The following is a 20,861-nucleotide window of genomic DNA, read 5'->3' as shown; positions in this document are numbered from 1 at the left end:
GGCAGCCCACCGCAATGGGGACTTGCGCGAAATTATTTTAGGCTTAAAATAGTTTCGGCGGGTTGAATTGGCGAGGCTCCCATGAAAGTCGCGATCATCGGTGGCGGACCTGCGGGTCTCTACGCTGCAATCCTGCTGAAGAAGCAGCGACCGAGCGCCGAGATCGCGGTCTACGAGCGCAACCGCGCCGACGACACCTTCGGCTTCGGCGTGGTGTTCTCGGACGCCACGCTTGATAATTTCGAGAAGCACGACCTTCCGAGCTATCGCCGCATCACCCAGGAATTCGCCTACTGGGATGACATCGCCGTGCACTTCCGCGGAACGGTCCATCGGGTCGGCGGCAACGGCTTTTGTGGCTGCTCGCGGCAGAAGCTGCTCCTGATCCTCCAGGCGCGCGCGCGCGAACTGGGCGTCGTCCTGAATTTCGAGGCGGACGTCGAGGACGAATCCCGCTTCGCCGACGCCGATCTGATCCTGGTCGCGGACGGCATCAACAGCCGCTTCCGCGACAAATATGTCGATCATTTCGCGCCGGAAGTCGACCTCCGTACCAACAAATTCGCCTGGATGGGCTCGACCAGGCCGCTGGATGCCTTCACCTTCATCTTCCAGGAGACGGAGTGGGGGCCGTTCATCGCCCATGCCTATCAATATGAAGCCGGGCACTCGACCTGGATTTTCGAGACCGATCCGGAGACGTTCGAACGGGCCGGACTGACAGGGCTGAACGAGACCCAGTCCGCTGCGCGGATGGCCGAGATCTTCGGCTGGTTCCTCGATGGGCACCAATTGCTCACCAACCGCTCGACGTGGCGCAACTTCCCGATGATCCGCAGCAAGCGCTGGGTCAAGGACAACATGGTTCTGCTCGGCGACGCCAAGGCGAGCGCGCATTTCTCGATCGGCTCGGGCACCAAGCTCGCGATGGAAGACGCGATCGCGCTGGCTGACGCCATGGAGAAGGCGCCCAGCATCAAGGCGGCGCTGGACGTCTATGAGCACGGACGGCGTGAGGAGGTCGAGAAGACGCAGCACGCCGCTGACGTCTCGCTGGTCTGGTTCGAGCATGTCGACCGATTCTGGGATTTCGATCCCGTGCAGTTCGCCTTTGGCGTGATGACGCGCTCGAAGGCGATCACCTATGACAATCTGAAACTCCGCGCCCCCGACTTCGTGGCGGAGGTCGAAAGATCGTTTGCCAAGCGTGTTCGTGACAGCGGTTTCGACGTCGACACCGAGAAGCCAATGGTGCCGCTGTTCCAGCCCTTCCGGCTGCGCGAGATGGAGATCGCCAATCGCGCCGTGGTGTCGCCGATGTGCATGTATTCGGCGAAGGAGGGCGTGCCGACCGATTTCCACCTTGTGCATTATGGATCGCGCGCGATCGGCGGCGCCGGCTTGATCTTCACGGAGATGACCTGCGTTGCCCGCGACGCCCGCATCACGCCCGGCTGCGCAGGACTGTGGAATGATGAGCAGGAGTCGTCCTGGCGGCGCATCGTTGATTTCGTTCATGCCAATTCAGCCGCAAAAATCTGCCTGCAATTGGGGCACGCCGGGCGTAAGGGTGCGACCAGGCTGATGTGGGACGGCATGGACCGTCCGCTGGACGAAGGCGGCTGGGAGGTGACTTCCGCATCGCCGCTGCCCTATTTCCCCGACAGCCAGGTCCCGCGCGAGCTTGATCGCGCCGGCATGAACGCAGTGAGGGACGCTTTCGTCGAGGCGGCCGAGCGCGGCGAACGCTGCGGCTTCGACATGCTCGAACTGCACTGCGCCCACGGCTATCTGCTTGCGAGCTTTATCTCGCCGCTGACGAACACCCGCACGGATGAGTATGGCGGCTCGCTCGAAAATCGCCTGCGCTTCCCGCTCGAGATCTTTGAGGCGCTGCGGGCCGTATGGCCGTCGCACAAGCCGATGTCAGTGCGCATTTCCGCGACCGACTGGGCCGAGGGTGGCATCGGCGGCGACGACGCGGTGGCGATCGCGCGCGCTTTTGCCGAAGCCGGCGTCGACCTCGTCGACGTCTCGACCGGGCAGACCGTGCGCGATGCGCAGCCGATCTATGGGCGCATGTTCCAGACCCCGTTCTCCGACCAGGTCCGCAACGAGGCGCGCGTGGCCACGATGTGCGTCGGCAACATCACGACGGCGGACCAGGCCAACACCATCCTGGCTGCCGGCCGCGCGGACCTCGTTGCGCTCGGGCGGCCGCATCTGGTCGATCCCTTCTTCACCATGAGGGCGGCGGCCTGGTACGGGGCGGACGAGGCGTTCTGCCCGCCGCAATATCTTCCCGGAAAAGATCAGATTTTCCGCAACAGCGTGCGCGACCGGCAGGATCTCGAGGAGCTGAGAATTAAGGCTAAGCCCAAGACCCGGGCCGAGCTCAAGGCGGAGGCGACAAAGCCGCTTGCGGCCGAGTGACCGCCCGTGCGAATTTGGCCGTATTGCCTGGTGTGTACCGAGTGGAGTGAGGGCGATGAAGGCGATTATCGTCGGTGGCGGTATCGGTGGTCTCACCACCGCATTGATGCTGCGCTCGCGGGGCCTCGCTTGCGAGATTTTCGAGCAGTCCGACACCATCCGCGAGCTTGGCGTCGGCATCAACACGCTGCCGCATGCCATGCGCGAGCTGGCGGGCCTCGGTCTGCTCCAGCAGCTTGACGATGTCGCGATCCGCACCGACCAGCTCTATTACCTCAACCGTCACGGCCAGGAAGTCTGGCGCGAGGCCCGCGGCATCGACGCCGGCCACGATGTGCCGCAATTCTCGATCCACCGCGGCCGCCTTCAGGGCGTCATCCATCGGGCCGTCGAGGAGCGGCTCGGGCCGGAGGCCATCCACACCGGCTGCCGCCTCGGTGCCTTCACGCAGGACGAGAGCGGCGTCACCGCTTACTTCTTCGATCGCGCTGGCGCGCACATCCATACCGCGCGCGGCGACATCCTGATTGGTGCCGACGGCATCCATTCGCGGGTCCGTGACACGCTGTTCCCGAGCGAGGGGCCGCCGTGCTGGAACGGCCTGATGCTGTGGCGCGGTGCGCGGGATTGGCCGCTATTCCTCACCGGCAAGTCGATGATCGTCGCCGGCGGCCTCAACGCCAAGGTGGTGATCTATCCCATTGCGGAGGGGTCGAGCCCGGCGAGCCGTCTCACCAACTGGGCGGTGTTGGTGAAAGTCGGCGAGGGCAATGCCCCGCCGCCGCGCAAGGAAGACTGGTCGCGGCCGGGCCGTCGCGAGGAGCTGATGCCGCATGTGGCGCGCTTTTCGGTGCCTTACGTCGACGTGAAGAGCCTGATCTCGGCCACGCCGGAGTTCTACGAATATCCGACCTGCGACCGGGATCCGTTGCCCTATTGGTCGTCGGGCAGAGTCACGTTGCTCGGCGATGCCGCCCATCCGATGTATCCGGTTGGCTCCAATGGCGCCTCGCAGGCCATCCTCGATGCGCGCTGCCTCGCTGACGCGCTGGTGCGCGCCGAGCATCCGCGCCAGGCGTTGCTTGAATACGAGAAGAAGCGCCTGCCCATGACCGCGGACATTGTCCGCTCCAACCGGCGCGGCGGCCCCGAGGGCGTCATCGACGCCGTCGAGCAGCTTGCGCCTGATGGTTTCGATAATGTCGACAACGTGCTGAGCTATTCCCAGCGCGAGGCGATCGTGCGCGGCTATGCTACCAAGGCCGGCTTCGCCGCAGTGCCGGGACTTGCGGCGGTGCGGGCTTGAATCTAGCCGCCGGGAGGCGGTGGCAGGAAATGGATGTTGAACTCGGCCGCCATCGCCACCACGTCCTCGGGCTTCTGTTCCTTCATGTTGTGAAGGCCCCAAAACAGGTCGAATAGCTTGCGGGTCGGTGACACCCAGAACAACACCTTCGCGGTCTGCTCCGATTTGTTGAAGATGCCGTGCGGCACGCCCATGCCGAGCCGGATCAGGTCGCCCGCGGTCGCCTGCGACTCGGAATTGCCGAGCATGAAATCGAGCTTGCCCTCCAGCATGTAGAGATATTCATCCTGGTCGGGATGGATGTGCGGCGGCACGAACGTGCCCGGCGGCAGCGTCGCATGCCAGGAGAAGCTGTGCTCCGTGTTGCTCTTCGGCACATAGGTCTGGCCGAGGATATTCCAGGAGATGCCCTGGATCCCCTCATTGGCCCGTGTAATGCCGGTGATTTCGCTCTTCATTGTGATCCTCCCTCGACGCGACGTGCGGCCTAGTTCGCCGCTTTGCAGTCCTTGGCGTAGCGGTCGCCGTAATTCTCGAAGACTTTCTGGACGATCTCGGTCTGGAACTTGCCGTCCGCGCGCTTGGCGACCTTGGTCAGGTAGAAATTCTGGATCGGATAACCATTGGTGTTGAACTTGAAGGCGCCGCGCAGGGAGGTGAAGTCGGCCTTTTTCAGAGCGGCCGCGACCGCGTCCTTATTGGAAAGGTCGCCCTTCACGGCCTTGACGGCGCTGTCGATCAGCATCGCGGCATCGTATGCCTGGAAGGCGTAGGTACCGGGCACGCCGTTATAGGCGGCCTCGTAGGCGGCGACGAACTTCTTGTTCTGGGGATTGTCGAGATTGGGAGCCCAGTTCGCGCCGCCGAACATGCCGACCGCCGCGTCCTGCTGTGCCGGCAAGGTCGATTCATCCACCGTGAAAGCCGAGAGCACCGGAATGCTGTCGGCGAGGCCGGCCTGCCGGTATTGCTTGACGAAATTGACCCCGAGGCCGCCGGGCATGAACGTGAAGAGCGCATCCGGCTTTTGCGATGAAATCTTGGAAAGCTCCGGCTGGAAGTCCAGCGTGTTGAGCGGCATGTAGGATTCTTCGACGATCTCGCCCTTGTAGTCGAGCTTGAAGCCCGCGACCGAGTCCTTGCCGGCCTGATAATTCGGCACCATCAGATACATGCGCTTGTAGCCGCGATCCTGCGCGACCTTGCCGAGGATTTCGTGCACCTGGTCGTTCTGGTACGAGGTCACATAGAAGAACGGGTTGCAGTCCTTGCCGGCAAACGTAGACGGGCCGGCATTGGGGCTGATCAGGAAGGTTTTCGATTCCGTGACCGGCCGGTGGATCGCCTGGAGGATGTTGGAGAAGATCGGGCCGACCACGAAGTCGACCTTGTCACGCTCCAGAAGGCCCTTGACCTTGGTGACCGCTGCGTCCGGCTTCAACTCGTCGTCGACCACGACGACCTCGACATCGCGGCCGCCCATCTTGCCGCCGAGATCCTTCATCCCAAGCGCAAAGCCGTCGCGAACCTGTTGGCCGAGCGCGGCGGCAGGTCCCGACAGGGTCACGATCACACCCAGCTTGATCTTCTCCTGGGCGAGGGAAGGACTCACCGCGGTGCCAAGCAGCAAGGCGGCTGCGGCCAACGTCATTTGCGTCTTCATGATCTGTCCCCCGTGACAACAGGACTTGCGCTGCAAGCCGCTACTCCAATCCAAGTTTATGCCGATGATTGCTGCCGCGGCAAGCTAAGCTCAAGTCGTCATCCTGCGGGTAGCGGTGCATGCAAGCGGCGCGCCAATTATTTGAAGCCTAAAGAAATCGGCATGCGGTCGATTGGTGCGGCTTTAGGCTTGCGGCCGGCTTCGATTTATTTGAAGCTCAAAACGTTGGGATTCCGTGCCGGGCGCCCATGCCGGCCGAGAGTGACTGCATCAACATGCTCGATTCCGAGACCAAGGCCGTCGAAACGCCGGAGGATCACGCCGAAGAGCTTCGGCTGTGGCTGCGCCTCTTGACCTGCACGACCCTGATCGAGGGCGAGGTCCGTGGCCGGCTGCGGTACCGCTTCGACGTCACATTGCCTCGCTTCGATCTGATGGCGCAGCTCGACAAGGCGCCGGACGGCATGACGCTGTCCGACGTCTCCAAGCGCATGATGGTGTCGAACGGCAACGTCACTGGCCTCGTCGAGCGCCTCGTGGAATCCGGTCATCTCGACCGCCGCACGTCGGAGACGGACCGCCGCGTCCAGGTGATCCGGCTGACCAAACTCGGTCGGGCCGAGTTTCGCAGAATGGCCGCGGAACACGAGACCTGGATCGCCGATCTCTTCGGCGATCTGACGCCGAAGGATGTGCGCGAGCTGATGCGCCTGCTCGCCAAGACCAAGGCGTCGGCGCAGAAATCGGCCGCTCGCCGCCGGGCCTAGGTCCGCGGCTGAGGCACCCACAATCCCGTTTGCCGCCGGAAAAAGCATGGGATGCCCAAAATCCGCTATTGCGCGAAATTGCTTTAAGCCTAAAATGTTTCCGAGTTAGTGCTGCCGGGTGCTTTCCATGCTGAAAGGAGCGTGCGATGGCCAACGCCGCCAAGGTTCAAGTCTCGGGCTCGCGTGACGACGACGCCGCGACTGCCCATGTCGATGCGTTCGCGCGGCAGCATCTTCCGCCACGCGAGCTCTGGCCGGAATTCATCTTCACGCGACCGGAACTGCAATATCCGCCTCGCCTCAACTGCGTCAGCTATTTCCTCGACCGCTGGGTCGAGCAGGGACATGGCGACGCTCCCTGCGTGATCAGCCCCGCCGTCAGCTACACCTATCGTGAGCTGCAAACGCTCGTGAACCGCATCGCCAATGTGCTGGTCGGCAAGCTAGGTCTCGTCACCGGCGGGCGCGTGCTGCTTCGCTCGGCCAACAATCCGATGATGGTCGCGACCTATCTGGCGGTAATCAAGGCCGGAGGCATCGTCGTAGCGACCATGCCGCTGTTGCGTGCGAAGGAGCTGTCTTATCCGATCCAGAAGGCGGAGATCACGCTCGCGCTCTGCGATGGCAAGCTCGCCGAGGAAATGGAGAAGGCGAAAGCCGCAGGCCCCGGCCTCAAGCGCGTGGTCTACTGGGGCAACGGCGCCGGTGACTCGCTCGAGGCGCTGATGGGGGATGCAAGTCCCGAGTTCAAAGCTGTCGATACCGCCTCCGACGACGTCTGCCTGATCGCGTTCACGTCGGGCACGACCGGCGATCCCAAGGGCACCATGCATTTCCACCGTGACATGCTGGCGGTGTGCGATGGCTATGCGCGCAACATCCTGCGCGCGGAGCAGAAGGATCGCTTCGTCGGCTCGGCACCGCTCGCCTTCACGTTTGGCTTCGGCGGTGTGCTGTTTCCGATGCACATCGGCGCCTCCTTCGTCGTTCTGGAGAAGACGGCGCCCGACGACATTCTGAATGCGATCGAGCAGTACAAGACGACGGTCTGTTTCACCGCGCCGACCGCGTACCGGGCGATGATTGGCAAGCTTCCGGGCCGCGATATTTCCTCGCTTCGCAAATGCGTGTCCGCCGGCGAGACGCTGCCCAAGCCGACATTCGATGCTTGGCTGAAGGCGACCGGCATCAAGCTGATGGACGGCATCGGCTCGACCGAGCTGCTGCACATCTTCATCAGCGCGACCGAGGACGAAATCCGCCCCGGTGCGACGGGCAAGCCGGTGCCAGGATATGAGGCGAAGATCGTCGATGAGTCCGGCAATGATTTGCCGCCGGGCACGATGGGACGGCTCGCCGTCCGCGGGCCGACCGGATGCCGTTATCTCGCCGACGAGCGGCAGCGCAAATACGTCCAGAACGGCTGGAACATTACCGGCGACACCTATCTGATGGATAGCGAGGGCTATTTCTGGTACCAGTCACGCTCGGACGACATGATCGTGTCGGCGGGCTACAACATCGCAGGCACGGACGTCGAGGCGGCGCTGCTCACGCACCCATCCGTCGTCGAGTGCGGGGTCGTCGGCGCGCCGGACGAGGCGCGCGGCATGATTGTGAAGGCCTATGTCATTGCCGCACCGGGCGTAATGCCGGACGCCGAGCTCGTGACTGCGTTGCAGGAGCATGTCAAACGCGAGATCGCGCCATACAAATATCCGCGCGCGATCGAGTTCGTGACGCAACTCCCGAAGACCGAGACCGGCAAACTAAAGCGCTTTGCCCTGCGGCAACTGGTGCAGACCGCGGTGACGTCCTCCGGCGTCGCGGCGGAATGAGAAGGATAGAGAATTGTCTGTGACGACGCCGAAAGGCCCGCACCTCGCGGCGCTGCCGACAGCAGCCGAGGACGAAACCCGCGCCAGGGCGCAGGTGCTCCAGCCGTCCGGTTGGCCGGTGCCGAAAGGCTATGCCAACGGCATGGCCGCCGAGGGACGCATCGTCGTCACCGGCGGCGTCATCGGCTGGGATGCGGAGGAGCGTCTCGCGGAGGGTTTTGTCGCGCAAGTGCGCCAAACCCTAGGCAATATCGCCGCGATCCTCGCAGAGGGCGGCGCGCAGCCCGAGCATTTGGTGCGCCTGACTTGGTACGTCGTCGACATGGACGAGTACCTGGCGAACCTGAAAGAGCTCGGCAAGGTCTACCGCGCCATCTTCGGCACCCACTATCCAGCGATGGCGCTGGTTCAGGTCGCCCGCCTCGTCGAGAAGGCGGCGCGCGTCGAAATCGAAGCCACCGCCGTCATTCCGCGCTGAGCTGCGATCGGGCGCGCGCTCAGCTTGCCTTGGTCAGCTTGCTTTGGCGAGGTCATCATCCTCGGGCGAGTTCAGATATATTCCTGACATGGTGTCGACCCAGCAGAGATGGTCATGCACCTTCTTCACGCCGTTGACGTTCTCCGCTGCGACGACCGCGGCCTGTCGCGCGCGCTCCTCGGTGATGACGCCGCTGAGATGAACGATGCCGTCGCGGACGATGACATTCAGCCCGAACGGGCACCAGTCGTTCTTCTCCATGGTATCGATGATGCGGCTGCGAATGTGATCGTCGTCCGCGGTCGGGTCGGGTACGTCCCGGGCGAGGTCCGCCACCGCCTGGAGCAGGTTCGCCCGCGACACGATGCCGACGATTTTGTCGCCGTGGATCACCGGCAGACGCTTCACATTGTTCCGTTCCATGAGGTCGACGATCTCGGCAAGTGCCGTATCCTCGCTGATGGTCACCGGTGAAGGGGTCATCACCTCCGAGACCTTGCGGCCGTGCTCGTGGATGAAGTCGTTGGCCGATTTGCCGGATCCGAGAATGAACCGCAGCCAGCGCCCGCGCTTGCGTCCCGTGCCGATTTCGCTGCGGCGGATGAAGTCGCCTTCCGAGACCACGCCGATCAGCTTGCCGGCGCCGTCCACAACCGTGAGACCGCTGACATGCCGCTTCAGCATGATGTTTGCCGCCTCGACGATGCTGGTGTCGGGGGTAACCGAGATGACCGACCGGGTCATGATCTGATGGGCACGCATGGCAGTCTCCGCTGGCTTTTGATGACTCTGAAGTTGAGCTTAATCTCGGCATGGCGATTGGATTTGACGCAGGTCAATCAAGGAAAGTCCGCCGCGGCGAGTAGCCCGACTTGATGCAGCTCAACGTTTCCGGCCCGGTTGACTGTACCCTGATGGAGAAGCGCCCCTTGTGGGTGATCAGGAGCCTGATCGTGAGTGAGCTCGTCCAGTTGCAAGAGCCTGCGGCCGAACCGTTGCCCTCCAATCCAATTGCAGGGCTGGCCAGCGCGAACCAGCGTGCGCTGGATACCGCCCTTGGAGCGCAGGGGCTCATATTCGAGGAGGTCGTGTTCATGGCCAACGAACTCCTGGACCGAACGCAAACCGAGACACATTTGTTCGCGGAGTTCGTGTCGAAACTGGCAGGCTCTCACTCCGTGAAGGATTGGACAACCATGTACCGGGAATGCAGCCAGCATCAGCTCGACTTCATTCGTCGCGACTGCGATCGGTATTTTCGGCATGGCGAACGGGTCGCGGCAGCCATCCTTGGCATGCTGAACGAGCGGCCGCGGCTGACCAGCGCTGTCGCTGACGGAAAATCCGAAACGCCTAAGAATATCCAGCCATGAATGTCACGCAGGCATCGAACCTCCTGCTAGCCGAAGGGCAACTGGCGTCCGAGCCGCCCGTTGATCTGGTAAAGGGTTCCGCAACGCCGGCCGCGACCGTTCAGGAGCGTATTCCGGCTGGCGATGCGCCGTCCGTGCCCGAACCATATCCGCTCGATCGGGCCTTCCATGCGATGCTGGCGCGATTCACCGGCGGCATTTCGCCATTAGCGCTGTCGCTCGCCTATCTCGATTGGAGTTCGCATCTTGCAGCAGCACCGCAGCGCCAATTGGAGAGGACGCGCGAGATCGTTCGGGACACCAGCCGGTATTTCGACGCCGTCGCGCATGCCGCTGCACCAGGCCAAAACCTTTGGTCGGTGATCAAGCCTCAAGCGCAGGACCGTCGCTTCGCAGGGCCGTTATGGCAAAGCCCTCCTTTCAACTTGATGGCGCAGTCGTTTCTCCTCGGAGAACGGTGGTGGCACGATGCTGCGACGGGTGTGCGTGGCGTCGCCCCCACGAATGAAGCAATCGTCGAGTTCTCGGGACGCCAGATGCTCGACATGCTTGCACCATCGAATTTCGCTGCCAGCAACCCCGAGGTCCTTCAGAAGGCCTTACAGAGTGGGGGAGAGAATTTCGTACTCGGGTGGCAGAACTGGTGCAGGGACTTGATGCGCATGCTCTCCGCGGGGAAGTCGACCGGCAACGAACAGTTCATTGTCGGCAAGACCGTTGCGACGTCGCCCGGCAAGGTCGTCTATCGCAACGAGCTGATCGAGCTGATCCAGTATCATCCCACTACCGAAAAGGTGCGGCCGGAGCCGATCCTGATCGTGCCCGCATGGATCATGAAATACTACATCCTCGACTTGTCGCCGCGGAACTCGCTCGTCAAATATCTGACCGGCGAGGGCTTCACCGTATTTGCGATATCCTGGCGCAATCCGAACGCGCCCGATCGCGACGTGGCGTTTGATGACTATCGCACATCGGGCGTCCTTGCTGCGCTGGATGCGATCGCCTGCATCTTGCCGCGCCGGAAAGTTCATGCGCTTGGCTACTGCCTGGGTGGCACCTTGTTGTCGATCGCGGCCGCAGCGATGGCGCGCGACGGCGATAATCGGCTGAAGACAATCACGATGCTTGCTGCGCAGACGGATTTCACAGAAGCAGGCGAGCTGACGCTTTTCATCAACGAGAGTCAGGTCTCGTTCCTGGAAGACATGATGTGGGAGCGAGGCTATCTCGATACGACGCAGATGGCCGGCGCTTTTCAGCTGCTGCGCTCGAACGATCTGATCTGGTCGCGGCTCTCGCACAATTATCTGATGGGGGAGCGGGCGCCGCCGAGCGATTTGATGACCTGGAATGCCGACGCCACGCGCTTGCCCTATCGCATGCACTCTGAATATCTGCGCAAGCTGTTCCTCAGCAATGACCTGGCTGAAGGTCGTTACCGCGTCGACGGCAAGAGCATATCACTCTCCGACATCCACACGCCGATGTTTGTTGTCGGCACGGTCAGGGATCACGTGGCGCCGTGGCAATCCGTCTACAAGATTCACTATCAAGTCGACGCCGATGTGACCTTCCTGTTGACGAGCGGAGGCCATAACGCCGGCATCGTCGCGCCTCCTGAGGAGCCCGGGCACAGCTACCAGATCATGACCAAGGCGGCGGATGCGCCCTATGTCGACCGCGATGAATGGCTGAAACTGGCACCGCATGCGAAGGGGTCGTGGTGGCAAGAATGGTCCAGATGGCTGACCGCCCGCTCTGGTGTACTCAATGAGCCGCCACGGATGGGGTTTGGGAACGTCGACAGCCTGCCCGACGCGCCGGGAGACTACGTCCAAACCTAGTCCTCAGGCTCCGCATTCGGCGCAAGGTCGGCGGAGCGGAACGGCTTGGCCTTGTCGAGTTTCCGGTAGGCGCGCGAGGCGGTCCGCAACAGTTTCTTTTCGCGCTTGCGGTTGAGGAAGCGAATGCCCGCCTCGGGGACGGCCTCGTTCAATGACGCCGCCAAGGTTTGCCCTCGCGCATCGTCATTCAATTGCCCGAGGGATTTTTGCGCCTTGCGCAATTGCTTGAGGATCGACTTCTGCTTGGTCAACGACTCGTCGGCGAAAAGGTCCTCGAGCGATTCGATCGAATAGGTCAGCCGCTTGTTGAGAAGCCGCAGCTTGTGCCGTTTCCCGACGTCGAGCTTGCGGAGCTTGCGTGCTTTCTTGAGCAGCGTCCTTTCCCATTCCGTGAGTTTCGCTGTAGCGTGGTCGGCGAGCGTGCAGCGGCGTAGCCTGATAGCTTCCTTGCTGCGCCGGGTCGACCAGGGGCCGCTCTCGATCCAGGCTGACGTCTGCTCGACGAGACGGCGATACCGCGCGGATTGCAGCGCGCGCGCCAACTGGCGATGGCTCTCGGCGCGCTTTTCGTCCCAATGCTGGAGCTCGGCAATCACGGTCAACTCGCCTCCACTCTCGGCGATGACCCGCTCGATTGCCACGTCGAGGTCCCGCACCATGCCGAGTTGGCTGTTCAACCATTTTAGTTCGGTCCAGACCTCCGGCCGAAGGGCATCATCGACCATCGGCGAGAAGAAGCGGATGGCGGTGCGCAGATGCGTCAGTGCAATCCGGATCTGGTGCAGCGCCTCGGGATCGCCGCGGCAGGTGCCGTCATGCTGCGCGAGAACGGCGGCGAGGTGACGGCGGGCGATGATCCGGAAGGCCGTGTCGCAGACCATGCCGGGGCTGAGGCGGCCGGGCAGGGCATTGCGCCTCGCCGCAAGCTTGATGCGCGCGGCCGTCGAACTCGTGCTGGGTCGCGCCATCTGCAGATTGCCTTATTTGCTTTCGGCGATCGCGTCCCGGCAGTTCTGGAGCGTCTGCTCTTGCGTGCCGGATGCATCGATGGTCGCCCAACCGACATGGCCGATATTATAGTGCTCTTGCAGCGCGGCAACCTCTTGCGTGGCGTCGGATGCGTCGCCCCGGCGGCCTCCGATCCGCGCCTGCCGGGTCGGGAGATCCGCAACCAGAAACAGGCCGCTCAGCGGCACGTTGCGCTTGCGCGCCAGTGCGGCGACCGCGTCTCGTTCGTCCTCACGGGCGAACACGCCGTCGATGATCGCTGAATGGCCTTGCGCCAGCACCCGCCCGGCGTGCCCGGCCAACATGTCGTAAACGCGGGCCGTGACCTCCGGCGTGTATGCGGATGCCGGCAGCCGGTCCGTATCTTCGACCCCGAACATCTGCTTGCGGACGAGGTCGCTGCGCAGCACGACGGCCCCCGGCAGCGGCGTAATATCCGGCGCGAGCGCGCGTGCCAAAATCGTCTTTCCGGTGCCTGACAATCCGCCGACTGCTACCAGCCGGGGGGCTGGCGGCTGGATCAGCACGCGGGCGAGGCCAAAATAGCGCCGTGCACCGTCGAGAATGCCCGTATCATGGGGATGCGGCGGCTTCAGCCGTGCCAGCGCGACCTGGGCGCGGATCGCCGCCCGGATGGACATGAACAGCGGCAGTGCGGAGAGAGCGTCGAGATTCGCAACCGAAGTTGCGGCGAGGTAGCGGTTCAATACGATGTTGGCCGCGCGTGGTTGATCGTGATGCAACAGGTCCATCAATCCGAATGCGAGATCGTAGAGCACGTCGGTGGTTGCCATCTGGGCGTCGAACTCGATGGCGTCGAACAGCACCGGCTGCTCGTCGATCGCCACGATGTTCGCAAGATGCAGGTCGCCATGGCAGCGGCGCACGAAACCTTGACGGCCGCGCTCTTCGAGCAAAGGCCGGAGGCGGAGGAACATTGCGTGCGAGTCTCTGCCGAGCTGCGCGATCTCTTCGGCTTCGAAATGATTGCCGGCCCGCAGGCCATTGCTGTTGCCATCGATCAGGCCGGGGATGGAGGAAACCCATGCGTTGCCGTCGGCGCGAACAGCCTGCGCGTGCGAAGCCACGATCGTCTCGGCGACGGCCGATACAAGACTTTCATCCAGCGGGCCGGCCTTGGCCAGATGATCCAGCGTGCGGTTTTCGTCGAAGCGCAACATATCAACCGCGTACTCGATCGGCCGGCCGCTTCCGTCGACCTTCACCGATCCATCGGCCTCTTCCGTGATCGCGACGACGCGGTGATAGATCTGCGGCGCCAGCGGCCGGTTGATCCTGATCTCCTCCTCGCACGCCGTCCTGCGCTTCTCGAGCGTCGAATAATCGAGGAACGGAAATTGCACGGCGCGCTTGATTTTCAGAGCACGCCCGCCTTCGAGAAAGACCGAAGCTGCGTGCGTATCGATCCGCCTCACGTTTGGATGATCCGCGGAATTGGTGAGCGCCGCAAAGATCCGGTCCTGGGTCGCAGAATCGTCGGTCATTCCAGCTGGTACGTCCAGATGCGTCGGAAGGCGGCTCGCCCCGCGATCAGGGTAATCCATAGAAGCAGACCGCGGCCAGTCCTTGACTTCGGTCAACGCCTGTCTCCCTCCGACCGGTCGGAGTTCCCGGCCTTGACGAGGATCAAGCGTCCCAACGAAAGCCGGCCTATTCTGGTGGCCAAGGAGAATTCCGATGCCGATCAAGGACGTCTTTCTGCCGCTCGTCGGCCAGCCACGCGGCCCGGCCCTTGTTGCGATCGAGAAATGCGTGGCCGTTGCCGGCGACCTCGGCGCCCGGATCACCGCGCTGGCACTCGAAGAGGATGTTTTCGTGCGGCCGAAGGTGATGCTCCCCGATGCGGCCGAGGCAGACGGGTCGCTTGAGGCCGGCGACAGTCAGCATCTCCTGGATGCGTTCACCCGCGCAACCTCCCGCACCGGTATTCGCGCTCAAAGCCGGTCGGCCAAGGTGCCGGCAGACCAGATCGCGTCAGTCCTGGCCGAACACGGCCGCTTCAGCGATCTTACGCTGGTCCCCGTGAAGCCACACGACAGCCGAACCGAGCACATCATCGAGACGCTCCTGTTCGAATCCGGGCGGCCAGTGCTGCTCTGCCCGGAGCAGCAGGTGGACCAACTGCGCCCGGAATTCGAGAACATCATGATCGCTTGGGATCACTCGGCGCGTGCGGCGCGGGCGGTCGGCGACGCGCTGCCTATCCTTCAGGCAGCCGCCTCGGTCCGCGTGGTGACCGTAGCGGACGACAAGTCCGACGCGATCGTGCAATCCGGGACGGCTCTGGTCGATCACTTGAGGGAACACGGGGTCTACGCCTCGTTCGAAACCACGAAGGGCAGCGGCAGCTCGATTGGCAAAGTGCTCGGAAGCTGGGCGAATTCCCATGCCATCGATGCGATCGTCATGGGCGCCTACCATCATTCGCGCCTGAACGAGATCGTTTGGGGCGGTGTGACAAAGACCGTCATTGGCGAGCCACCGTGCTGGGTTATGATCTCGTACTAGGCGGGTCGCCAGTCTCGGCTTGATCGTCAACCATCGGAACCGCCACCGACCGGGCGCATTTGCTTTCATGTCAACCTATCGTCTGAAGAACCTGCTGTCGCCGCGTTCGGTCGCGCTCGTCGGTGCGAGCGCCCGCCCGGTCTCCGTTGGACGCGCCGTTCTGGAGAACATCCGCAAGGCTGGATTCACGGGACAGTTCGGCCTCGTCAATCCGCGCCATGCCGAGATCGGCGGCGTCGCGGCCGTGGGCAACCTCGATCAATTGCCGTTCGTGCCCGAGCTTGTGGTCATCACCGCGCCGGCGCGCGCGGTTCCCGGCATTGTCGATCAAGCCGGGCGGCGCGGCTCGGCGGGCGCCCTGATCGTCTCGGCCGGGCTCGGCCATGGACCGGGCTCCCTGCACGAGGCCGCCATCGCTGCGGCCCGCAAATACGGCATGCGGCTGATCGGGCCGAACTGCTTGGGCATCATGATGCCCGGCGTGAGCCTCAACGCCAGTTTTGCCGCGCACATGCCGGGGCCGGGGAATCTCGCGCTGATCTCGCAATCAGGCGCGATCGCGGCCGGCATGGTTGATTGGGCCGCGCAGCGCGGCGTCGGCTTCTCCGGCATCGTCTCGATCGGCGATCAGATCGACGTCGATATTGCCGATCTGCTCGACTATTTCGCGATGGATCACAAGACCCGCGCGATCCTGCTCTATATCGAGGCCATCAAGGACGCGCGCAAGTTCATGTCGGCCGCGCGCGCCGCGGCGCGCGTGAAGCCCGTTGTCGTGGTGAAGTCCGGCCGAATGGCGCAGGGTGCGAGGGCGGCTGCCACCCATACCGGTGCGCTCGCGGGCGCCGACGCCGTCTATGACGCGGCGTTCCGCCGCGCGGGCGTCCTGCGGGTCTCCGATCTGCGCGAACTGTTCGATTGCGCCGAGACGCTCGGCCGCGTCGAGTCGCCGGCAGGAAAGCGCCTCGCCATCCTGACCAATGGCGGCGGCATCGGCGTCCTCGCTATCGACCGATTGGTCGAGCTCGGCGGCATTCCGGCGACCATCTCGGCGGACGCCCGCAAGAAACTCGATGACGCGCTGCCGCCGACCTGGTCCGGCGCAAATCCCGTCGACATCGTGGGCGACGCCGATGCGTCGCGCTATGCGGCGGCGCTCGAGGTGCTGCTCGCCGACGCCGACAACGACGCGGTCCTGGTCCTCAATGTGCAGACCGCGATCGCCTCGGCCGCCGATATCGCAACGATGGTGACCGAACGCGTCAAGGCATACCGCGAGAAGCACCGCAGTTGGGCCAAGCCGGTGCTTGCCGCCTGGATCGGGGCAGACCAGAACATCATCGAAACACTGTCCGGCGCCGGCATTCCGAACTATCCGACCGAGGACGACGCCGTGCGCGGCTTCATGTACCTCGTGAGGCATCGCGAAGTCGTGGAGGAGCTGAGCCAGGTTCCACCCGCAATGCCAGACACTTTCGTGCCGGACGCACGTACTGCGAAGCAGATCATAGCTGCTGCCATCGCAGACGGCCGCCAATGGCTTGAACCCGTCGAGATCAAGCACCTGCTCGAAGCCTACGATATCGCGATGGTGCCCACCTACGCCGCGGCCGATGTCGAGCAGGCGGTGGCCTACGCGAGCGACATCTTTGCGCAAGGCGCCACCGTCGTGCTGAAGATCATGTCGCGCGACATCGTCCACAAATCCGATGTCGGCGGCGTCGTGCTCAATCTGACGACGGTCGAGGCGGTGCGCGCCGCCGCTACCGATATTCTCGCCCGCGCGAGCAAGCTGCGTCCGCAAGCTCGCATCGAGGGCGTCATCGTGCAGGCGATGGTCGTGAAGGCGAAGGCGCGCGAGTTGATTCTGGGCCTTGCCGACGATCCGACCTTCGGCACGGTCGTTGTGTTCGGCCGCGGCGGGACCGCGGTCGAGATCATCAACGACAAGGCGCTTGCGCTGCCGCCGCTCGATCTGCAACTGGCCCGCGACCTGATCGACCGCACGCGCGTGTCCCGGCTGCTTCGCGCTTACCGGGACGTGCCGGCGGTGAAGCCCGACGCCGTCGCCATGGTCCTGGTCAAGCTGGCGCAGATGGCCGCCGACATCCCCGGGATCCGCGAATTCGACATCAATCCGCTGCTGGCGGATGAAACCGGCGTGACCGCGGTCGACGCCCGCGTGGCGGTCGGGCTGCCGCAACGGAAGTTTGCCGGCTCCGGCGCCGCCAACTTCGCCGTTCGGGCCTATCCGTCGCAATGGGAGCGCCGCCTCAAGCTCAAGGAGGGCTGGCGGATCTTCGCGCGGCCCCTGCGTCCGGAGGATGAGCCGACCATCCACGCATTCCTGAGTCATGTCACGGCGCACGACCTTCGTCTGCGTTTCTTCGCGCCGATGAAGGAGTTCACTCACGAGTTCATCGCCCGCCTGACTCAGCTCGACTATGCGCGCGCGATGGCCTTTATCGCGTTCGACGAGGCGACCGGTGAAATGGTCGGCGTGGTCCGTCTCCATTCGGACTCGGTCTACGAGAGCGGCGAATATGCGATTCTGCTGCGGTCCGACCTCAAGGGCAAAGGTCTGGGCTGGGCCCTGATGCAGCTGATCATCGACTACGCGAGATCGGAGGGGCTCAAAGCGATTTCCGGTGATGTTCTCAGGGAGAACACCACGATGCTCGAAATGTGCCGGCAGCTCGGCTTCGAGGTGAAGCCGGATCCGACTGAGCCGGATATTTGCGACGTCAGGCTGAAACTCTGAGCGCGCCCGTTAGGGGCGCGCTTCAGCCGGATTTGCCGCGGCGGAGTCCTTGGCCGTTCTCCGCAAATTCTTGATCAGGACCGCAATCAGTGGCACCAGCACGGGCAAGATTGTGCTGAGCGGATGATGGACGGCGCCCGACACCTGGGCCTGGAGTGTGCGTGCCTCGAGCTGAAGAGCTTCGATGGATGCGCCGTGAATCTCGTTGGCGAGTTCGATGTCGCGGCCTGCAGGAGGCCGGCCGGCAATCACAAAGAGAATTGCTGCGATGGCAAAATTGACGGCGCCAAGGATGGCGGCCGCGCCAATGGCACTCCAGATCTGCACCAGTGCGAAATAGGCGGACAGCTCCAGCATCAGGAGCCCGAACGCGGCGATCAGCGCCGCAAAGGCGCGCAGGCCGAGGCCGATCAGCAGGTGGCGCAGCCTGATGTCCGCGATGATCCTGTCGGTACGCCAGAGCACTCGCAGATGTTTGACGACATTTTCCGTGTTCACCTAGTGCCTCCGCAGCATGAATCCGACGACCACGCCGAGCGCGAAGGCCGAGGCAAGCGATGTGATCGGGCGGTCCGTAATGAGGCCCTGAAGCTGCTCCTGCTCCTCATCGACGGTCTCGCCGAGCTCGGCGAGCGCAGCCTTGATCTGATCGGCAAGGGCCTCCGTGCGGTCTTTCGAACTGTCGAACATCTCCTCGCCGGCCGTGCTCAGCAAGCGTGTGACGTCAACCTTCAGCGTGCGCAGTTCTTCGCTCATCCTGTCGCTGTCGAACATGGACCTGATTTCCCCTTTAATGGAATCAAACCTAGGACCCGCCGGCGCGAGCGCTCTTGATTTGCGTCAAGGAGGCAGACGCGTCGTGGTCTTGAGACAGGTCAAACCGGCTGCCACATGCCGGCCTAGAATGACCGGCTGAATGGGGACCCGGTTGTCCCGATGAGGTGGAAGCGTGAACTCCGAACCGCTGTTGCTGGCAACGCCCTCCGGCGAAGAGCTGAAATTGTGCCCGGAAGGGCCGTGGATTGCCGCGAACGTGTCGATGCTGGAGACGTTGTCCCGGTCGGTCGGGGCGGATGTCGATCGATCCAGAACCGTGACGCTGGACATGTCAGGCGTCAGCGCGCTTGACACGCTCGGCGCCTGGGTCCTGGAAAAGCTGTCGCGCAGGGCTTCATCATCCGGTCGAACGGCCGAGTTTATCGGTGTCGCCGACCATTTCAGTGGCCTGATGGAGGAGGTGCGTCAGGTCAACCGCCACACCCCGCCGCCGGCGCCTGCACCCAACCCTGTCCTGCTAAGACTGAACGATCTCGGCAAGTCCACGGTCGGCGCGCGCGAAGACATCACGATCTTTCTTCAAATGCTGGGCGCGTTGTTCATGGCCGTGATCGGCGTGCTGCGCCGGCCGCGCTCGCTGCGACTGACATCGCTGATCTATCAGCTCTACCGCATCGGCTGGCAGGCCATCCCCATCGTCGTGCTGATCACCTTCCTGATCGGCGCCATCATCGCCCAGCAGGGATTTTTCCATTTCCGCAGGTTCGGCGCGGAATCCTACACCGTCGACATGGTCGGCATCCTGGTGTTGCGCGAGCTCGGCGTGCTGATCGTCGCCATCATGGTCGCCGGCCGCTCGGGAAGCGCCTACACCGCCGAGCTCGGCTCGATGAAGATGCGCGAGGAGATCGATGCGCTCTCGACCATGGGCCTCGATCCCGTCCACGTCCTGATCCTGCCGCGGGTTGTGGCCCTGGTGATTGCGCTGCCGATCCTTGCTTTCATCGGATCGATCGCCGCACTCTATGGCGGCGGCCTGATCGCGCAGTTTTACGGCGGCATGGCGCCGGCGATCTATATCGCGCGGCTGCACGATGCGATCTCGGTCGCCCATTTCGAGGTGGGCATCCTGAAGGCGCCGTTCATGGCGCTGGTGATCGGAATCGTCGCCTGCAGCGAGGGCTTGCGTGTGAAGGGCAGCGCCGAGTCGCTGGGACGACAGACCACGATTTCGGTGGTCAAGTCGATCTTCCTGGTGATCGTGCTCGACGGCCTGTTCGCGATCTTCTTCGCCTCGATCGGAATGTGATCATGGGCGAATCGCAAGAGCAGTTCGCGATCCGCGTCCGCGACCTCGTGGTCGGCTTCGGCCGGCAGACCGTGCTCGATCATCTGACGCTCGACGTGCGCCGGGGTGAAATCCTCGGGCTCGTGGGGGCGTCGGGTGGCGGCAAGTCGGTGCTGATGCGAACCATCATCGGCCTCATCCCGCGCCAAGGCGGCACCATCGAGGTCACGGGACGGCCAATCGGCGGCCGCACCGAAGGCGCGGCCACGACATGGGGCATCCTGTTCCAGCAGGGCGCGCTGTTCTCCTCGCTGACGGTCCGGCAGAACATCCAGTTTCCGCTCCGTGAAAATCTCGTCCTGTCGCAGGAGCTGATGGACGAGATCGCGATCGCCAAGCTCGAAATGGTCGGGCTGCGGGCGCAGGACGCCGATAAATATCCGGCGGAGCTATCCGGCGGCATGACCAAGCGCGTCGCGCTGGCGCGCGCGCTCGCGCTCGATCCGCCGATCCTCTTCCTGGACGAGCCGACATCGGGTCTCGATCCGATCGCGGCGGGCGATTTCGATGCGCTGATCGGGACACTGCAAAAGACCCTCGGCCTCACCGTGTTCATGGTCACCCATGATCTGGCGAGCCTGACCACGGTCTGCGATCGGGTCGCCGCGCTCGCCGACGGCAAGATCGTGGCGATCGGTCCGATGCGCGAACTGCTGCAATCCGAGCATCCCTGGGTGCGCGCCTATTTCCATGGCAAGCGCTCGCAGATGCTGCAACACGAGATGAGATGAGA

The 20,861-nt window shown here is 63.5% G+C and carries 18 protein-coding genes; 11 read left to right on the top strand and 7 right to left on the bottom strand.

Translation table 11 applies throughout. The features are described from left to right. The first annotated feature begins 81 nt into the window (after positions 1–81). On the top strand, positions 82–2,433 hold the full coding sequence (locus BRA471DRAFT_RS26085) for a bifunctional salicylyl-CoA 5-hydroxylase/oxidoreductase (RefSeq protein WP_007612706.1): 2,352 nt from the start codon (positions 82–84) through the stop codon (positions 2,431–2,433). A 55-nt stretch (positions 2,434–2,488) separates the two neighbouring features. Then, the gene (locus BRA471DRAFT_RS26080) at positions 2,489–3,739 is read left to right on the top strand and encodes a flavin-dependent oxidoreductase (RefSeq protein WP_007612705.1); all 1,251 of its coding nucleotides are present in this window, start codon (positions 2,489–2,491) and stop codon (positions 3,737–3,739) included. A gap of 2 nt (positions 3,740–3,741) precedes the next feature. Here BRA471DRAFT_RS26080 and BRA471DRAFT_RS26075 read toward each other — a convergent pair whose 3' ends face one another. Continuing rightward, positions 3,742–4,197, bottom strand: a complete 456-nt coding sequence (locus BRA471DRAFT_RS26075; protein ID WP_007601580.1) for a cupin domain-containing protein — start codon at positions 4,195–4,197, stop codon at positions 3,742–3,744. A gap of 29 nt (positions 4,198–4,226) precedes the next feature. Continuing rightward, positions 4,227–5,402: an ABC transporter substrate-binding protein gene (locus BRA471DRAFT_RS26070; protein WP_007612704.1), complete on the bottom strand. Its 1,176-nt coding sequence runs from the start codon at positions 5,400–5,402 to the stop codon at positions 4,227–4,229. Between the two features lie 248 nt (positions 5,403–5,650). On the opposite strand from BRA471DRAFT_RS26070, the gene BRA471DRAFT_RS26065 reads away from it, so the two are divergent. From BRA471DRAFT_RS26065 to BRA471DRAFT_RS26055, 3 genes are all read left to right on the top strand, one after another. Continuing rightward, positions 5,651–6,169: a MarR family winged helix-turn-helix transcriptional regulator gene (locus tag BRA471DRAFT_RS26065; RefSeq protein ID WP_007612703.1), complete on the top strand. Its 519-nt coding sequence runs from the start codon at positions 5,651–5,653 to the stop codon at positions 6,167–6,169. A 146-nt stretch (positions 6,170–6,315) separates the two neighbouring features. Beyond that, positions 6,316–8,007 (top strand): benzoate-CoA ligase family protein, encoded by a 1,692-nt coding sequence (locus tag BRA471DRAFT_RS26060; protein WP_007612699.1) that lies wholly within the window; start codon positions 6,316–6,318, stop codon positions 8,005–8,007. Between the two features lie 19 nt (positions 8,008–8,026). Continuing rightward, the gene (locus BRA471DRAFT_RS26055; RefSeq protein WP_035974277.1) at positions 8,027–8,485 is read left to right on the top strand and encodes a RidA family protein; all 459 of its coding nucleotides are present in this window, start codon (positions 8,027–8,029) and stop codon (positions 8,483–8,485) included. Between the two features lie 33 nt (positions 8,486–8,518). Here the strand turns inward: BRA471DRAFT_RS26055 and BRA471DRAFT_RS26050 are convergent, their stop codons facing one another. Beyond that, positions 8,519–9,247: a CBS domain-containing protein gene (locus BRA471DRAFT_RS26050; protein ID WP_007612688.1), complete on the bottom strand. Its 729-nt coding sequence runs from the start codon at positions 9,245–9,247 to the stop codon at positions 8,519–8,521. A gap of 110 nt (positions 9,248–9,357) precedes the next feature. Between BRA471DRAFT_RS26050 and BRA471DRAFT_RS26045 the strand changes: the two genes are divergently transcribed. Both BRA471DRAFT_RS26045 and BRA471DRAFT_RS26040 read left to right on the top strand, forming a co-directional pair. Next, complete coding sequence (locus BRA471DRAFT_RS26045; RefSeq protein WP_371258290.1) at positions 9,358–9,858, top strand: hypothetical protein; 501 nt, start codon at positions 9,358–9,360, stop codon at positions 9,856–9,858. Continuing rightward, positions 9,855–11,705, top strand: coding sequence for an alpha/beta hydrolase (locus BRA471DRAFT_RS26040; protein WP_007612686.1), 1,851 nt, complete (start codon positions 9,855–9,857; stop codon positions 11,703–11,705). The genes BRA471DRAFT_RS26045 and BRA471DRAFT_RS26040 overlap by 4 nt, the downstream gene beginning before the upstream one ends. Here the strand turns inward: BRA471DRAFT_RS26040 and BRA471DRAFT_RS26035 are convergent. Both BRA471DRAFT_RS26035 and BRA471DRAFT_RS26030 read right to left on the bottom strand, forming a co-directional pair. Then, on the bottom strand, positions 11,702–12,673 hold the full coding sequence (locus tag BRA471DRAFT_RS26035; protein WP_007612685.1) for a CHAD domain-containing protein: 972 nt from the start codon (positions 12,671–12,673) through the stop codon (positions 11,702–11,704). The genes BRA471DRAFT_RS26040 and BRA471DRAFT_RS26035 overlap by 4 nt on opposite strands. A 12-nt stretch (positions 12,674–12,685) precedes the next feature. Beyond that, positions 12,686–14,218: a bifunctional aminoglycoside phosphotransferase/ATP-binding protein gene (locus BRA471DRAFT_RS26030; RefSeq protein WP_035974275.1), complete on the bottom strand. Its 1,533-nt coding sequence runs from the start codon at positions 14,216–14,218 to the stop codon at positions 12,686–12,688. Positions 14,219–14,411: 193 nt separating this feature from the next. On the opposite strand from BRA471DRAFT_RS26030, the gene BRA471DRAFT_RS26025 reads away from it, so the two are divergent. Both BRA471DRAFT_RS26025 and BRA471DRAFT_RS26020 read left to right on the top strand, forming a co-directional pair. Then, positions 14,412–15,242 carry a universal stress protein gene (locus BRA471DRAFT_RS26025; RefSeq protein ID WP_007612682.1) on the top strand — a complete coding sequence of 277 codons (831 nt, stop codon included), beginning with the start codon at positions 14,412–14,414 and terminating at the stop codon, positions 15,240–15,242. 67 nt (positions 15,243–15,309) lie between these two features. Continuing rightward, positions 15,310–18,003: a bifunctional acetate--CoA ligase family protein/GNAT family N-acetyltransferase gene (locus BRA471DRAFT_RS26020; RefSeq protein WP_007612681.1), complete on the top strand. Its 2,694-nt coding sequence runs from the start codon at positions 15,310–15,312 to the stop codon at positions 18,001–18,003. Positions 18,004–18,012: 9 nt separating this feature from the next. Here BRA471DRAFT_RS26020 and BRA471DRAFT_RS26015 read toward each other — a convergent pair whose 3' ends face one another. Together BRA471DRAFT_RS26015 and BRA471DRAFT_RS26010 are read right to left on the bottom strand one after the other, a co-directional pair. After that, the gene (locus BRA471DRAFT_RS26015) at positions 18,013–18,501 is read right to left on the bottom strand and encodes a hypothetical protein (protein ID WP_007612679.1); all 489 of its coding nucleotides are present in this window, start codon (positions 18,499–18,501) and stop codon (positions 18,013–18,015) included. Continuing rightward, a complete protein-coding gene (locus tag BRA471DRAFT_RS26010) occupies positions 18,502–18,777 on the bottom strand; it encodes a hypothetical protein (protein ID WP_007612678.1) in 276 nt (91 codons plus the stop codon). It lies immediately after the preceding gene. A 175-nt stretch (positions 18,778–18,952) separates the two neighbouring features. Here BRA471DRAFT_RS26010 and BRA471DRAFT_RS26005 point away from each other — a divergent pair, with 175 nt between their 5' ends. Together BRA471DRAFT_RS26005 and BRA471DRAFT_RS26000 are read left to right on the top strand one after the other, a co-directional pair. Continuing rightward, positions 18,953–20,089: an MlaE family lipid ABC transporter permease subunit gene (locus BRA471DRAFT_RS26005; protein ID WP_007612677.1), complete on the top strand. Its 1,137-nt coding sequence runs from the start codon at positions 18,953–18,955 to the stop codon at positions 20,087–20,089. Positions 20,090–20,091: 2 nt separating this feature from the next. Continuing rightward, positions 20,092–20,859: an ABC transporter ATP-binding protein gene (locus BRA471DRAFT_RS26000; RefSeq protein ID WP_007612676.1), complete on the top strand. Its 768-nt coding sequence runs from the start codon at positions 20,092–20,094 to the stop codon at positions 20,857–20,859. Positions 20,860–20,861 lie beyond the last annotated feature (2 nt).

This window comes from Bradyrhizobium sp. WSM471 (assembly GCF_000244915.1).
Classification (GTDB): Bacteria; Pseudomonadota; Alphaproteobacteria; order Rhizobiales; family Xanthobacteraceae; genus Bradyrhizobium.
Note: the sequence above shows the minus strand (reverse complement) of the source record. Positions and strands in the feature narration are given on the sequence as shown.